This window comes from Blautia caccae, from assembly GCF_040095955.1.
Classification (GTDB): domain Bacteria; phylum Bacillota; class Clostridia; order Lachnospirales; family Lachnospiraceae; genus Blautia; species Blautia celeris.
In genome coordinates, this window is record NZ_JBBMFP010000015.1 from 125,811 (window position 1) to 141,545 (window position 15,735).

Below are 15,735 nucleotides of genomic sequence, written 5' to 3' on the forward strand. Positions count from 1 at the left end.
ATATGGGACAGGAGTTAAGGTGTGTATATGAGAAAGATGCATGTTAGAAAGACAAAATTTAAAACTGCACAAATCATCGCGTTGGGATTTGCAGCCATTATCTTTCTGGGAGCACTGCTGCTTTCCCTTCCCATCGCGTGGGCACCGGGGCATCAGATTAAGTTCATCGATGCCCTTTTTACGTCCACGACTTCTATCTGCGTGACAGGACTGGTGACAGAGTCCACTTACGCAGCGTGGTCCGGGTTCGGGCATGTGGTCATCCTGTTCCTGATCCAGCTTGGAGGTTTCGGTGTCATAACCTGCGGGACCCTGGTGGTTCTGGCAATGGGAAAGCGTGTGAGCATCCGCAACAGGCGGCTGATCCAGGAATCCTACAATCTGGATACCCTGAAGGGACTGATCGCTCTTGTGCGTAAGATCGTACTGGGAACGCTTCTGGTGGAAGGTGTGGGAATGGTCTTCTATTCCTTTCAGTTTGTTCCCGAGTTCGGCATACAGAGGGGACTGCAGATCTCACTGTTCAACTCTGTGTCCGCGTTCTGTAATGCGGGTATGGATATCATCGGTGACAACAGCCTTGCAAATTATGCGGGCAGCCCTCTGGTGAATATTACAACTATGGCTCTCATTGTACTGGGCGGCATCGGCTACCTGGTCTGGTGGGATTTGATAAAATGCGCAAAACGGCTGTTTCGCAGGGAGATGGGCTTCCGGCAGGCGGTGAGGGCTTTGGAGCTGAACACGAAAATAGCGGTCACTGCTACGGTCATCCTGATCTTCGGCGGTGCGTTCCTGATCCTGATCCTGGAGTACAGAAATCCGGGAACTCTGGGTAATATGCCCTTCTGGGAAAAATGCATGGCTGCGGTCTTCCAGTCCGTGACCTGCAGGACAGCGGGCTTCTTTACGATTCCCCAGGAAAATCTTCAGGAGGCATCCGCTATGGTCTGTATGATCCTCATGTTCATAGGCGGCTCCCCTCTGGGTACAGCCGGCGGTGTGAAGACTACCACCATGGCAGCTCTGCTTCTGACCGGATCTTCCTTTTTCAAGGGTAAGGAGGATACTGAAGTATTCAACAGGAGAATCCCGGAGAACAACATCAGGACAGCCTGGGTGGTGCTTATGCTGGGGCTGGCTGTTGTGCTTACATCCACTATCGGGCTGGCGATCGCCACGGAGGGGATGGAGGAAGGCGCGTATCTGATCAATATTATGTACGAAGTGACTTCAGCGGGCGCTACCGTGGGGCTTTCCAGAGGGCTGACCCCTCTTCTTCCTGCGGCAGGCAAGCTCATCATCATACTGACTATGTATATCGGGCGTATCGGCCCCACAACTCTGGCGACAGCACTTACCATTCACGGCGAGAAGAAACCTTCGGGTATGCATCTGCCGGACCAGAAAATATTTATCGGCTAGGAGAATGAGGATATGAAGAAAAAAACATTTGCAGTCATCGGTCTGGGAAAATTCGGCTACGCTGTGGCGGAGACACTGGCAAAATCCGGATATGAGGTTCTGGCAGTGGACGGAGACAATGAGAAGGTGCAGGCGATTGCCCCCTATGCCTCCTACCCCCTGTGTGCAGATGTAACGGAGCCGGGGGTGATGGAGTCTCTGGACTTTTCCAATGTGGATGTGGCAGTCATCGGTATTTCCGACCACATGGAAGCCAGCATTATAGCCACATTGTACGCAAAGGAAGCCGGGGTATCCTATGTCCTGGTCAAGGCAAACGGCGTGCTCCACGGGCATATTCTGAAGAAAATCGGCGCGGATGAGGTGATCTTTCCGGAATACAATACAGGTGTGCGGGTTGCCAAGAATTTTATTTCCGGAAGATTCAAGGACTTCTTTGAGCTGTCGGATGAGGTGAGCATGGTGGAAATGCACGTGCCGGATACCTGGGTGGGCAAAAGCCTGATCGAACTGGACCTGCGCGGGCGTTACGGAATCAACGTGATCGCCATCAAGGAAGGGGAGAACGTCACTATTGAGATGAATCCACAGGAACCGCTCAGAGCAGGACAGACTCTCGGAATCGTAGGCAAGAATGAGATTCTTTCCAGGCTCAGCGAGACCAATTATCAGGATTGAGGTATTCCATATGATTACAAGCATGTCAAACGCACAGATAAAACACATACAGCAGCTTATGAAAAAAGCCAAAGCCCGCCGGGAAAGCGGGCTTTTTGTGGTGGAAGGTATGAAAATGTTCCGAGAGGCGCCAAAGGATAGGATCGAAAAGGTATATGCATCCACATCCTTTCTGGAATCCGGGGACAACCGGGCAGTTCTGGAAGAAAAAGGTTTCGGGAGTGAAAGTCCGGACATGGAGGAAGTGGATGACAAGGTGTTCCGCTCCCTTTCCGATACGGTGACGCCCCAGGGGATTCTCTGTCTGGTCAGACAGGTGGATACCCCTCTTTCCGCCATGCTGGAGGCGCGGCAGCCTCTGCTCATGATATTGGAAGATCTGCAGGACCCGGGCAATCTGGGGACAATCCTGCGCACAGGGGAAGGCGCAGGTGTCTCCGGTGTTATCTTGAATAAGAACTGTGTGGATTTATATAACCCCAAAGTGATTCGCTCCACTATGGGTTCCGTGTACCGTATGCCTGTGCTGACAGTGGACAGCATATCGGATATCCTGCCGGAACTGAAAAAGCAGGGTGTGCGGACATATGCGGCCCATCTGCGGGGGGAACATTTTTACGACCAGGAGGATTTCAGGGGAAAGACAGCCTTCTTTATAGGAAATGAGGGAAACGGATTGTCTGATGAATTGTCCGGTCAGGCTGACTGCCTCATTAAAATCCCCATGCAGGGACAGGTAGAATCCCTGAATGCAGCTATGGCTGCCGGGATACTCATGTATGAGACATCAAGACAGAGAAGAAAGGTTCTGTAAAGGCGGAGATATCCGTTTTTACAGAACCTTTTTTTGTTGTGATGCCATGTACATTTTTCAGTACAAGCAATATATCGTTCAAATGCTGCAAAAAACGATTCGCTTTCTGTAAATATCTACAATTTGTTACAAAAATTACCCGCTTGACAATAAAATGTAATCTTGATACAATATGTTCGTAACAAAAATTAATAAATTTGTAACAAATAAAAACAAATGGACTGATAGGAGGCCCTTTTTTATGAAAGAAAGAATGCGACGTATTTTATGCTGTATGGGAACTGCAGGTGTTATGACAGTTATGATGGTGGTTCCGGCAATGGCAGCAGACGTTACGGAAGATAATCAGAATATAGAAGTGATGCAGGAAGCAGAACAGACAGAGACTGACGTCCAGGATACAGAGGACGGACAGGATGCAGATATGCAGGAGAATGAGGAAGTACAGACTGAGGATACACAGGATGACAGCTGGAGCGATAAAGTCGCGGCAAATGTTCTTACATATGCCAATATCCGTGAAGGGGCAGATGTGAGCAGCCAGTGTATCGGCAGACTTCCCTCCGGAGCTGTGGCAACTGTAGTCGGAAATGATGAGGGATGGCTGCAGGTGACTTCCGGGGAAGTCAATGGATATATCCGAGAAGATTTGGTGGTTTCCGGTGACGAAGCCAGGAATTTATATGAAGCTATGTATGGAGCAGGTGATATCTCTGTGGAGGCCGTGACTGTGGATGCAGAGGCAGAAGCGGCAGCAGAGGCAGCAGCCCGGGCCGTACAGGCATCTGCCGAGGCGGAACAGCCGGAGCAGGGACAGGCAGCAGAGGAGACAGAGGCGGACAACGCACAGGCAGCAGCCCAGGAAGTATCCGTCTCAACATCAGATCTTGACCTGATGGCAGCGATCATTGAATGTGAAGCAGGCGGTGAATCTTATGAAGGAAAGGTCGGCGTCGGTGCTGTCATCATGAACCGCATCAGAAGCGGGGAGTTTCCAAATACATTATCAGAAGTCATCTACCAGAGCGGCCAGTTTGAACCGACTTGGACGGGCAAACTGTCAAACGTACTCTCACGGGGAGCAAGTGAGGCATGTTATGCGGCCGCTCAGGATGTCTTCGCAGGAGCAAATACGATCGGAGACCGTCTTTTCTTCCACGCAGGAGGCGGAAGCGGTCTGACTATTGGAAATCAGACATTTTACTAAAATATTCGAGCAAGAGCGGAACGGGGAGAACCTGTTCCGTTCTTTTTTTATGAGAAACATTGTCCTGCAGGTTAATGTGTATTAGAATGAAGTGCAAAGGAGAGGAAAATATGCTGATTCAGATAGTAGAGGATGACAGGGCATTAAGTGACGGAATCGTCCTGGCGCTTGGGGAACAGGGGACGGAGTTTGTACAGTGCACAGGTGTAAAATCCGCGGAGAAAGTTTACAGGGAGCAGAGTCCGGATCTGATCATTCTGGACATCAACCTGCCGGACGGGAACGGATATGATTACCTGAAATGGGTCCGCAGCCGGGCAGATACCCCTGTACTCATGCTTACTGCCAATGATATGGAGATGGACGAAGTTATGGGACTGAGCCTGGGAGCGGATGATTATATGACAAAACCCTTCAGCCTGGCTGTTCTTCGTGCGAGGATCCGGGTACTGCTCCGCAGGCAGCAAAAAGCGAGGCCGGAGCGTTTTGAGTTTGATGGTTTTATCTTGGATTTCGGTGGCCTCATTTTTGAAAAGAGAGGGCAGGAAATATCACTCAGCAAAAATGAACAGAGACTGCTCAGACTTTTTCTGGAGAATGAGGGCAGGGTTCTGACCCGTTCCGTGCTTGTGGACAGGCTCTGGACGGACGGCGCGGAGTATGTGGATGAGAATGCCCTCTCTGTCACGATTAACAGACTGCGGGGCAAGCTGGAGGACAAGAGGGAAGGCATTACCTATATACAGACCGTGTATGGGCAGGGATATGTGTGGAGACGTGAAAGGGCAGGTGAGTAAGTCCATGCTGAGGATCAGAAAGACGAGAAAAGTGGAGGAGATGCTGGACGCAGCCCTCTCAGGCAGTTTCCGGGAATCCGACTACGATGAGTCGGAGCTTTCCAGGGTGGAGACAAAGTGGAAGCGGTTTTTGAGCACTTCCGCGCTGTCAAGAGAGCACCTGGAGAGGGAGAAGGAGAATGTGAAAAGCCTGGTATCCGACATTTCCCATCAGACCAAAACGCCGGTTGCCAATATCAGGCTCTATACAGAGCTGCTGAGAGAACGGCTTTGCCGGGAGGAGGATACACCGGAAAGGCAGCAGGAGATCCGGATGGCTGAGGAGATAGCAAGACAGGCGGAAAAGCTGGATTTCCTCATACAGTCCCTGACGAAGATGTCCAGACTTGAGAGCAATATTCTGGAGGTCCGGCCAAAGGAACAGGACCTGGGAAAGCTTCTGGAGGAATGTATTGCGGATGTGGCGCCAAAGGCGGAGAAGAAACAGATACAGGTTATCAACAACTGTGTGGATAACATCACAGCATTTTATGATTTCAAGTGGACAAAGGAGGCGCTTTACAATGTGCTGGACAATGCGGTGAAATATTCCCGGCCGGGAGGTAAGATCACGCTCTCAGTGACAGAATATGAGCTGTATACTGCTGTCTCTGTGAGAGATGAAGGTATCGGGATCGCGGAGGAGGACACAGCCGGAATCTTCCGGCGGTTTTACAGAGCTGAGTCAGTACAGCAGGAGGACGGGGTAGGAATCGGGCTTTATCTTACCAGGGAAATATTGAGAAAACAGAACGGGTATATTAAGGTGAAATCCACGCAGGGGAAAGGATCGGAGTTTTTTCTTTACCTTAAGCGCGGCAGGATATAACAGATTTTATGAGAATTAAAAATGCCCGGGAGAGAAACCATGGGGGCGGTTTTCTCCCGGACATTCCGGGGAACGGCTGTGTTACCGGATGTTGTGGTTATATCATAATATATTTACAGATAAACAGCACAGCCAGTATATACATCAGAAGGCTGATCTTCTTTTCCTTTGCCTTTCCGGATACAAGGTTGATGACCACGTAGGAGATAACGCCAAAGGAGATTCCTTCGGAGATACTGTACATAAACGGCATTGCGATAATACAGATGAATGCCGGGATCGCTTCTGTGAAGTCCTCAAAATTGATCTTCGTGATGGATGTCAGCATCAGGAAGCCTACAATGATCAGCGCCGGTGCCGTTGCAAAGGACGGAATAGCCAGAAAGATAGGTGACAGGAACAGGGAGAGGCCGAATAAAAGGGCCGCTGTCAGACTTGTAAGTCCTGTACGTCCGCCTTCTGCTACGCCGGAAGCACTTTCCACGAAAGTGGTGGTTGTGGAGGTACCGAGAACCGCACCGGCAGCGGTACCGACAGCGTCTGCCATGAGAGCGCCTTTGATCTTCGGAAGCTTTCCGTTTTCATCCAGCATATCAGCTTTGGAAGCTACACCGATCAGAGTGCCCAGTGTATCGAACATATCCACGAACAGGAATGCGAACATGATGACTACAAAGTCCATGGTAAACACTTTTGAGAAATCCATATGCATAAAAGTAGGAGCTATGCTGGGGATGGAAATACCGTTGGAGAAATCCGGCAGCAGGCTGTAGAAGCCGGCTTCTGGATTGGGCACATAAATCCCTGCAAACTGGCAGAGGATACCAAGGATCCAGGTACTCAGAATGCCCCACAGGATATTTCCCTTTATGTTCTTTACAAGAAGAATGGCTGTGATCAAAAGTCCGATGAGAGCTAACAGCACGGTAATACCCTCAGACTGAAAAGTCCCGTTTTTGATGGAACTCTTAAAGGAAAACAGGGTGACAAGTGTTGAGGAGTCCACAACGATCTTGGCATTCTGAAGTCCTATAAATGCAATGAACAGGCCGATACCTACGGATACCGCATGTTTCAGGTTCATGGGTATGGCGTTGAATATAGCCTCACGCACATTGGTCAGCGACAGTACGATGAAGATGATACCTTCCACAAATACCGCGCTCAGTGCCATCTGCCAGGAAAATCCCATGCCCATAACAACCGTATAGGTAAAATACGCGTTCAGCCCCATGCCGGGAGCCAATACAAAAGGATAGTTGGACAGCGCTGCCATCAGACAGGTAGCGATAAAGGATGCCAGGGCGGTAGCTGTAAAGACCGCACCCCGGTCCATACCGGATTCTGAAAGGATATTGGGATTTACGGCAAGGATGTACGCCATTGTCATGAATGTGGTAACACCAGCCAGAATCTCAGTCTTAACGTCCGTGTGATTTTCTTTTAAATGAAATATTTTTTCTAAACTCATAAATTTTCCTCCTGCCTCCACTCATTATACGAGCTAATGTTATTTTTTATGGATGAACCGCCGCCGGGTCGTTATAGTTCTGCCTCCTTTCCTTTTAAAAATTCCGTAAAAAATACTACCGGTCATAAACTGCTGATTTCCGGCACAATTCCTCATCCGGAAATTTATAGGCAGCTATTACGGTAGCTGGTAGAGACGCCCATCCAATTATGAGCCTATATAAACTTCACAAATATTTTATTTCCATAAAAAATTTATTAAGACTTTATAATGCTAGCATACTACATTTTTAACGGAAAGGCAATAGGAGAATGAAATTTTCTATAATCATCAAGTACCGGCAGCCGCAATTCTTTCACAAGTGTTAGATTTCCGAAATAATGTGGAAAGAATAAAATGATAGGATAAGGACAGTAAAAATAATTACTTGCCTGTCCCTGCAGATACACATGATACGGGCAGCAGAAAGGTGAAGATATGGAAGTATTGAAGACAGAAGCACTCAGAAAATATTACGGTACAGGGGATAACCTTGTAAAGGCCCTGGACGGCGTGGATATGGCTGTGGAGCGGGGCGAATTCCTGGCGGTGGTGGGGACCAGCGGGAGCGGGAAATCCACGCTGCTGCACATGCTGGGCGGTCTGGACCGTCCCTCCTCCGGTAAGGTCTATGTGGATGACAAGGATATCTCCCGGCTCAAGGAAGATTCCCTGTGCATCTTCCGCAGACGCAAGATCGGTTTTATTTTCCAGAGCTATAACCTGGTACCTGTCCTGAACGTGTATGAGAATATTGTTCTGCCCATCGAACTTGACGGAAATGACGTGGATAAAAGTTATGTAAATCAAATAGTGGAGGTGCTTGGTCTGGGGAGCAAGCTGAACAGTCTGCCCAGCCAGCTCTCCGGCGGACAGCAGCAGAGAGTTGCCATTGCCAGGGCGCTTGCCACAAAGCCTGCCATTATTCTGGCTGACGAGCCTACCGGAAACCTGGATTCCCATACCAGCCAGGATGTACTGGGACTGCTTAAAGTGACGGGTGAGAAATTCGGACAGACCATAGTTATGATCACTCACAATGAAGAGATTGCTCAGATGGCTGACCGCATCATCCGCATAGAGGACGGAAGAATCGTAAAAGGCGGTGAGGCAGATGCGTAAAGTCAAGAACCGGAAAGCCATCCGCCGCGTGGCTGACAGGACCAGAAAGGCAGCCAAGAGCAGAAACCTCATTGCTGTTCTTGCCATAGCCCTGACTGCCCTGCTTTTTACCTCGGTCTTTACCATCGGCGGAAGTATTGTGGAGAAGCAGCAGGAGGCCACCATGCGCCAGGTGGGAGGAAGCGCCCACGGCGGATTCAAATACCTGACACAGGAAGAGTACGATATAGTCAAAAAGGATAAGAAGTTAAAAGAAGTGTCCTATCGAATCGTGGTAGGGGAAGCTGTGAACGAGTCGCTGAAAAAACTGAGAACAGAAATAGGATATTACGAGGATTTGGAAGCAAAGTTCAGCTTCTGCTATCCTGAGGAAGGGCGCATGCCGGAGGCTGCGGATGAGATTGTCACCAGCGACCTGGTTTTAAAAGCCATGGGCATACCCTGCGAAGTCGGGCAAAAAGTCCCTCTCAAGTTTACAGTCAGTGACAGGGAATACGAGCGGACTTTTACACTTACCGGCTATTTCAAGGGAGATACCATATCCATGTCCCAGATCATGCTGGTGTCCAGAGAACTGGCGGATGAGCTGGCGCCCACACCCACGGTTTCCGCCATGGGAAGCAATATAGACGCATCCGGTTATACGGGAAGGATCATGGCGGATTTTAATTTCCGTAATAGTTTTGATCTGACCGGGAAGATGGAGGCGCTGGCAGAGAGGTGCGGATTCCCCAAGGATACAGTAAGCGATGGAATCAACTGGGCCTACATGGGAATGGATATCAATATAGAAGATATGCTTCCTGTGGCTGCCCTTCTGCTGGTGATCCTGGTATCCGGCTACCTGATCATCTACAACATTTTCTATATCAATGTGTTTTATGATATCCGTCGGTACGGCCTTTTGAAGACCATCGGCACAACGGGCAGACAGCTCAGGAAGATTGTGCGCAGACAGGCCTATATGCTCTGTCTGTACGGCATTCCTCTGGGTCTTTTGCTGGGCGGTGTGACAGGAAAATGGATACTTCCCATTGTCATGCAAAATCTGGTGTTTTCCAGTACAGCGGATACGAAGGTGACTTTAAAACTATGGATCTTTGCTGCCTCCGCTGTTTTTTCCCTTCTGACGGTCTATATAAGCTGCATTAAACCGTGCCGTATCGCATCCTCCGTCTCACCTGTGGAGGCTGTACGGTATACGGAAGGACAGAACAGCAAAGCGGCCGGGAAAAAGGGCAGGAAGACAAAGAAGGTAAAACCCTGGACCATGGCGGCAGCCAATATGCAGAGAAATAAAAAGAAAGTTGTCATTGTGACCACCTCCCTTTCCCTGGGACTGGTGCTGCTGAACAGTGTCTACGGGCTTGTAAGCGGATTTGATATGGATAAATTCATTGCCTCCGCCACGGTCAGTGATTATTCCGTATATGAAGCCGGTCTTGATAACCCTACGATCATTGATAAACCGGTGGAGGGTGTGACAAGAGAATTTCTGGATGCGCTGTCAGAGCAGAGCGGGGTGGAGGAAATCTCCAATGTTTACATGAATTATATAAATCAACCCAATTTTACGGAGGAAGAGCGGTCTGCGTTTAATAAGAAAATACTGCAGAATCCAAAGGCACAGCCATATCTGGGAAAATATTTTGCAGAGGAAGCCTACCAGGAATCCATTGCAAACGGCACCTTTGACATTATAGACGGCAAAATATTCGGAATCGGACGCCTCATCTATGAGAAGATGGAACTCTCGGAGGGGGAACTGGACTGGGAGAAGTTTAAAACGGGAAAATACGTGATAACCTCAAAGTTCGGACATCTGGGCCCGGATGAGAACCGGATCAATTATTACGAAGTCGGAGACAAAGTGACGGTCCGCCTGGATGACGGCAGCAGCAGAGAGTATGAGGTGATGGCTGTAGGGGATCTGCCCTATGCCTGCGGACTTCAGTCCTATGGTGTATTTGAATATAATTTCGTACTTCCTGACCGGGAATACCTGGATTTTATCGGAGACAGGCTGCCCATGAGAACACTTTTCAATGTGGAAAAGGACAAAGAGGCTGACATGGAAAAATGGCTTTCCAACTACTGCGAAAATGTAAATGCAGACCTGGATTATACGTCAAAAGCCACAGTAGCCGCAGAGTTTGAGGAAGATAAAGATATGTACGTCATAGTTGGCGGGCTTCTGTCACTGATCCTGGCGGCCATTGGTATTTTAAACTTTATCAATACCATGGTGACGTCAGTCCTGTCCAGAAAGCAGGAGTTTGCCATGATGGAGGCAGTGGGGATGACCGGGACACAGCTCCGCCGGATGCTGGGATGTGAAGGCCTTCTGTACGCGCTTTTTACAGGCGCAGCGTCCGTCATATTAGGCGGGATACTGAATGCCACAGCGATCCGCGGCTTAGGAGACGCTCTTTTCTTCTATAGCTGGAGATTTACGGTCACACCCATACTGCTCTGTTTCCCGGTTCTCGTACTGGTTGTGCTTGCGGTTCCCGCGCTGTGTTATAGGAGTATGTGCAGGACAAGCGTGACGGAAAGAATGAGAAAAGCGGAATAAAAATATTGTTATTTTCAGTCTTTTACGATATAATATCAACAAATGGATATATTATTCGTAAAGGACTGATTTTTTTTACCTGAAATCATCCGGAAAGGAGAGATGGGTATGTTGACATTCTTTACAGCTTTTACAGCAGGTTCCATAGCAGTGATGTGGCTGATCCTTTTGGGGGTGCTTCTGGTGGTTGAGATCATCACCCTGGGGCTTACAACCATCTGGTTTGCGGGAGGAGCACTGGCCGCGTTTCTTGCAGCACTGGCAGGCGGACCTTTATGGCTGCAGATCATACTGTTTTTTGCGGTCTCTATACTCCTGCTTATTTTTACCAGGCCGATAGCAATAAAGTACATGAACAAAAATGTATCAAAGACAAATGTAGACAGTCTTCCCGGCGAAAAGGCCGTGGTTATAAAAACCATAGATAATCTGAGAGGTACCGGGCAGGCTGTGGTAAATGGACTGGAATGGTCCGCTAAATCCAAGGACGAAACAATTATCGATGAAGGAAAAGTCGTGAGAATTGTGGCGGTCGAGGGAGTAAAGCTAATTGTAGAGGAGGAAAAATAATATGAATGTAGGAACAGTATTACTGATTATTGCGGTTATACTTCTGCTTATCGTGATAGCGTCCTGTATCAGGATCGTGCCCCAGGCACACGCCATGATCATTGAACGCCTGGGAATGTATAAGGAGACATGGGGAACAGGACTTCACTTTAAAATTCCGTTTGTTGACAGGATCGCAAAACGTGTGAATCTGAAAGAGCAGGTTGTGGACTTTGCACCGCAGCCGGTCATCACAAAAGATAATGTTACCATGAGGATTGATACGGTTGTATTCTTCCAGATCACAGACCCGCGTCTGTTTGCCTATGGTGTGGAGAATCCCATCATGGCAATTGAGAATCTGACAGCCACTACACTGCGTAACATCATTGGTGATATGGAACTGGACGCTACCCTGACCTCCAGGGAGATTATTAATACCAAGATGCGTGCGTCTCTGGACGTGGCAACGGACCCGTGGGGAATCAAAGTAAACCGCGTGGAACTGAAAAATATCATTCCGCCGGCAGCCATTCAGGAGGCCATGGAGAAACAGATGAAGGCAGAGCGTGAACGCCGTGAATCCATTCTGAGAGCAGAAGGTGAGAAAAAATCCACTATTCTGGTAGCAGAAGGTAAGAAAGAATCTGCAATCCTGGATGCGGAGGCTGAGAAACAGGCAGCTATTCTCCGTGCAGAGGCTGAGAAGGAAAAGAAGATCAAGGAAGCAGAAGGCCAGGCGCTGGCAATTCTGAAGGTACAGCAGGCAAAAGCAGATGGTATCCGTTTTATTAAAGACGCAGGTGCAGATCAGAGCGTACTGACGATCAAGAGCCTGGAGGCATTTGAAGCGGCAGCGGACGGCAAGGCGACAAAAATCATAATTCCGTCTGATATCCAGGGAATCGCAGGTCTTGCGGCATCTCTGAAAGAGATCGTCACAGATAAAGAAAACTAACTTCCGGCGGGCATTTACTGTCGGGCATGATAAAGACAGAGGGGCAGTTGCAGATATGTGACAGCCCCTCTGCGGCATTTTATTAGCAGGGTGATTGTGTGCAGGGCAGGGTGAAAAATCCAGGATGCAGACTGCATCATAGGTAAGAGGAGGCATCAGTCATGAAACCGGTAATTGACCTTACAAAGGAATATGGTCTTGTTCTGGAGGGCGGCGGCGCAAAGGGTGCATACCAGATCGGCGCATGGAAAGCCATGCGGGAAGCGGGTGTGAAGATCAAAGGCATTGCAGGCACCAGCGTGGGGGCACTGAACGGCGCCCTGATCTGCATGGATGATCTGACCAATGCGGAGAAGGTCTGGGAAAATATTTCCTACTCCAGCATTATGTCTGTGGAAGATGAGAAAATGGAACTTTTGTTTCATCAGAAGAAGCTGGATGTGGATATGCTGAAGAGCGCCTTTGATTTTATGAAAGAGGGCGGTATTGATGTGACGCCGCTGAAGGAGCTGATCGCGGAATGTATTGATGAGGAGAAGATCATCCATTCCCCTGTGGATCTGTATGTCCTGACCTTCAATGTGGATGATAAGAAAGAGCTGGATATTGATGTGAAGCAGTGTGACCCGGAGCTTATTAAGGATTTTTTGCTGGCAAGCGCCTATATTTTTCCGCTGTTTAAGAATGAACGTCTTCACGGCAAACGCTACATTGACGGCGGAGCCATCAACAATGTACCCTTAAGTTCCCTGGTGGACCGTGGATACGAAAATATTATTATGGTAAGGATTTTCGGAATCGGACGGGAGAAGAAGGTAAAGATTCCCGAAGAAACCACAATTTATACAGTGGCTCCCAAAGTGAGCCTGGGAAGCATCATAGATTTTGACAGAAGAAAAAGCAGGCGGCATATGAAACTCGGGTATTATGACACCATGCGCTTAATATACGGGCTGAAGGGAAAAATATATTATATTGATGAATCAGAAGAAGAGTGTTATTATTTAAAGCAGTTGACAGACTTAGATGATTTGGTCTTTGAATATCTGATGGATACGTACCAGCTTTCCAGAGACCCCAGGCTGTTTCTGCGTAATATGACAGAGGTGATCCTGCCGGTTCTGGCAGAGGAGATGAAGCTCTCCAAGGACTGGAATTACCGGGAATTGTATCTGGCTTTACTGGAGGCAACCGCAAAGCTGTGCAGGGTATCAAAATACAGGATCTATACGCTGGAGCAGCTTCAGGAAGCAGTGTATGGGAAGCTGTACCGGCTGCATGGTATGGATATTCCTGCATTTGTACAGGTGATTTCCAGGGATGTTCTGATTTGACTAAAGAGATACGCGGCTGGGCCGTGGTAAATGAGGAGGATAAGTAAGATGGATTTAAAAGGACGCAGTTTTCTGACACTGAAGGATTTTACGGCTGAGGAAATTGAATATCTGATTGATTTGGCGGCTGAGCTAAAGGAAAAGAAAAAACAGGGAGTTCCCGTTGACACATTAAAGGGCAGAAATGTAGCTCTTATCTTTGAAAAGACCAGCACCAGGACTCGCTGTTCCTTTGAGGTGGCAGCCCACGACCTGGGAATGGGAACCACCTATCTGGACCCAAAAGGCTCCCAGATTGGCAAGAAAGAGAGTATCCGTGACACTGCCAGAGTTCTGGGAAGAATCTATGACGGAATTGAATACCGCGGATTCGGACAGGAGATCGTGGAAGAGCTGGCAAAATACGCAGGTGTGCCTGTGTGGAACGGCCTGACAAACGAATACCACCCCACACAGATGCTGGCTGACCTTCTGACTATCCGGGAGCACCTGGGCAGAGTGAAGGGCGTAAAACTGGTATACATGGGTGATGCGCGCTACAACATGGGAAATTCCCTGATGATCCTCTGTGCCAAGATGGGAATGCATTTTGTTGCCTGCGCACCGAAGAAATACTTCCCAAATGACGCGCTTGTAAAAGAGTGTGAGGCATTTGCCGAGAAATCCGGCGGTACCATCACACTTACGGAAGATGTGGAAGCAGGGACAAAGGATGCGGATGTGATCTATACCGATGTATGGGTGTCCATGGGTGAACCGGATGAAGTCTGGGAAGAGCGTATCCGTGAGCTGACCCCGTACAAGGTGACCGCCGAGGTTATGGAGAACGCGGGAAGTGAGGCGATATTCCTGCACTGCCTGCCTGCATTCCATGATCTGGAGACCACCATCGGAAAAGAGATGGGACAGCGCTTCGGTCTGACAGACATGGAAGTGACAGATGAAGTATTCGAATCTGCACAGTCTGTCGTTTTCGATGAGGCGGAGAATCGTATGCATACGATCAAAGCTGTAATGGCAGCGACTTTGGGGGCATAAGGACAGATGGAATTAAAGACCGTATGGCTGGGAAAAACGTGGAATTTTGCTGAGGAGACAGATTCCACCAATGACTGGGCAAAAAGAGAAGCCGGGAAGGGTGCGCCTCACGGCGCGGTCTTCCTGGCGAGAAACCAGACAAAAGGAAAAGGAAGAAGGGGCAGAAGCTGGGCAGATCCCAAGGGGAGCGGTCTTGCCATGTCCCTGCTTCTGCGTCCGGATATGCCCCCCGAGCGTGCCCCCATGATGACAGTGCTCATGGGGCTTTCCGCGGCACAGGCAGTGGCGGATGTGACAGGAAAGACGGCGCAGATCAAATGGCCCAATGACCTTGTCATGTCGGGGAAAAAACTCTGCGGAATCCTCACGGAAATGTCCATGGAGGGAGGGAAAATATCCCATGTGGTCATCGGAGTGGGCATTAACCTCACAGAGGAGAAGTTCCCTGAGGAGATAAAGGACAAGGCCACATCCCTGAAGCTGGAGTGCGGCCGGGCACCGGAGACGGATGTGATGGCAGCAGCGGTTCTGGAGCGTTTTGAGGCGAATTATGAGCGCTTTTTAGAAGCAGGGAGTCTGCAGCCTTTTCAGAAGGAATATGACAGGCTTCTTGCCAGCAGAGGACGGGAAGTAAAGGTTATGGAAAAAGAACGGGAGCTTGTGGGAACCTGTCTGGGTATTGATGAGGCAGGGGAGCTTCTTGTGCAGACCCCGGGAGGTGCCTGTGAGATCATTTTTGCAGGTGAAGTATCTGTGCGGGGGCTGTATGGATATGTATAGTTGTGGTAACTGTTCAGTCAGGTCTGCGCATTTACTGCGCTGACCGTGCAAAAGAGTAGTGGTGGCAGGTATTCGCCCCA

14 protein-coding genes and 1 riboswitch are annotated in these 15,735 nt (G+C 49.1%); of the genes, 13 read left to right on the top strand and 1 reads right to left on the bottom strand.

Annotated features, from left to right (window positions below; translation table 11 throughout):
• The first annotated feature begins 27 nt into the window (after nucleotides 1-27).
• From WMO65_RS16695 to WMO65_RS16720, 6 genes are all read left to right on the top strand, one after another.
• Entirely contained in the window at nucleotides 28-1,425 is a 1,398-nt protein-coding gene (locus tag WMO65_RS16695; RefSeq protein WP_148391814.1) for a TrkH family potassium uptake protein, read from the top strand.
• 12 nt (nucleotides 1,426-1,437) lie between these two features.
• Nucleotides 1,438-2,103 carry a potassium channel family protein gene (locus tag WMO65_RS16700; RefSeq protein ID WP_103731894.1) on the top strand — a complete coding sequence of 222 codons (666 nt, stop codon included), beginning with the start codon at nucleotides 1,438-1,440 and terminating at the stop codon, nucleotides 2,101-2,103.
• A gap of 10 nt (nucleotides 2,104-2,113) precedes the next feature.
• Nucleotides 2,114-2,917 carry a TrmH family RNA methyltransferase gene (locus tag WMO65_RS16705; RefSeq protein WP_033143332.1) on the top strand — a complete coding sequence of 268 codons (804 nt, stop codon included), beginning with the start codon at nucleotides 2,114-2,116 and terminating at the stop codon, nucleotides 2,915-2,917.
• Between the two features lie 241 nt (nucleotides 2,918-3,158).
• Nucleotides 3,159-4,124 (top strand): cell wall hydrolase, encoded by a 966-nt coding sequence (locus WMO65_RS16710; RefSeq protein ID WP_349064522.1) that lies wholly within the window; start codon nucleotides 3,159-3,161, stop codon nucleotides 4,122-4,124.
• Between the two features lie 110 nt (nucleotides 4,125-4,234).
• A complete protein-coding gene (locus WMO65_RS16715; RefSeq protein WP_148391816.1) occupies nucleotides 4,235-4,921 on the top strand; it encodes a response regulator transcription factor in 687 nt (228 codons plus the stop codon).
• A gap of 4 nt (nucleotides 4,922-4,925) precedes the next feature.
• On the top strand, nucleotides 4,926-5,789 hold the full coding sequence (locus WMO65_RS16720) for a sensor histidine kinase (RefSeq protein ID WP_033143342.1): 864 nt from the start codon (nucleotides 4,926-4,928) through the stop codon (nucleotides 5,787-5,789).
• Between the two features lie 97 nt (nucleotides 5,790-5,886).
• Here the strand turns inward: WMO65_RS16720 and WMO65_RS16725 are convergent, their stop codons facing one another.
• Complete coding sequence (locus WMO65_RS16725; RefSeq protein ID WP_033143335.1) at nucleotides 5,887-7,260, bottom strand: NCS2 family permease; 1,374 nt, start codon at nucleotides 7,258-7,260, stop codon at nucleotides 5,887-5,889.
• A 147-nt stretch (nucleotides 7,261-7,407) separates the two neighbouring features.
• Nucleotides 7,408-7,503: riboswitch (purine riboswitch) on the bottom strand.
• A gap of 234 nt (nucleotides 7,504-7,737) precedes the next feature.
• Here WMO65_RS16725 and WMO65_RS16730 point away from each other — a divergent pair.
• The 7 genes from WMO65_RS16730 to WMO65_RS16760 all read left to right on the top strand — a co-directional run bounded on the left by WMO65_RS16730 (nucleotide 7,738) and on the right by WMO65_RS16760 (nucleotide 15,655).
• Nucleotides 7,738-8,421, top strand: coding sequence for an ABC transporter ATP-binding protein (locus tag WMO65_RS16730; RefSeq protein ID WP_033143336.1), 684 nt, complete (start codon nucleotides 7,738-7,740; stop codon nucleotides 8,419-8,421).
• Nucleotides 8,414-10,996 carry an ABC transporter permease gene (locus tag WMO65_RS16735; RefSeq protein WP_148391817.1) on the top strand — a complete coding sequence of 861 codons (2,583 nt, stop codon included), beginning with the start codon at nucleotides 8,414-8,416 and terminating at the stop codon, nucleotides 10,994-10,996. Before WMO65_RS16730 ends, WMO65_RS16735 begins: the two co-directional genes overlap by 8 nt.
• Nucleotides 10,997-11,104: 108 nt before the next feature.
• Complete coding sequence (locus tag WMO65_RS16740; RefSeq protein WP_052099685.1) at nucleotides 11,105-11,566, top strand: NfeD family protein; 462 nt, start codon at nucleotides 11,105-11,107, stop codon at nucleotides 11,564-11,566.
• Between the two features lies 1 nt (nucleotide 11,567).
• A complete protein-coding gene (locus WMO65_RS16745) occupies nucleotides 11,568-12,503 on the top strand; it encodes an SPFH domain-containing protein (RefSeq protein WP_033143338.1) in 936 nt (311 codons plus the stop codon).
• Nucleotides 12,504-12,664: 161 nt separating this feature from the next.
• Nucleotides 12,665-13,837, top strand: a complete 1,173-nt coding sequence (locus WMO65_RS16750) for a patatin-like phospholipase family protein (protein ID WP_033143339.1) — start codon at nucleotides 12,665-12,667, stop codon at nucleotides 13,835-13,837.
• 48 nt (nucleotides 13,838-13,885) lie between these two features.
• Nucleotides 13,886-14,875 carry an ornithine carbamoyltransferase gene (argF, locus tag WMO65_RS16755; RefSeq protein WP_148391818.1) on the top strand — a complete coding sequence of 330 codons (990 nt, stop codon included), beginning with the start codon at nucleotides 13,886-13,888 and terminating at the stop codon, nucleotides 14,873-14,875.
• 6 nt (nucleotides 14,876-14,881) lie between these two features.
• On the top strand, nucleotides 14,882-15,655 hold the full coding sequence (locus tag WMO65_RS16760) for a biotin--[acetyl-CoA-carboxylase] ligase (RefSeq protein ID WP_148391819.1): 774 nt from the start codon (nucleotides 14,882-14,884) through the stop codon (nucleotides 15,653-15,655).
• Nucleotides 15,656-15,735 lie beyond the last annotated feature (80 nt).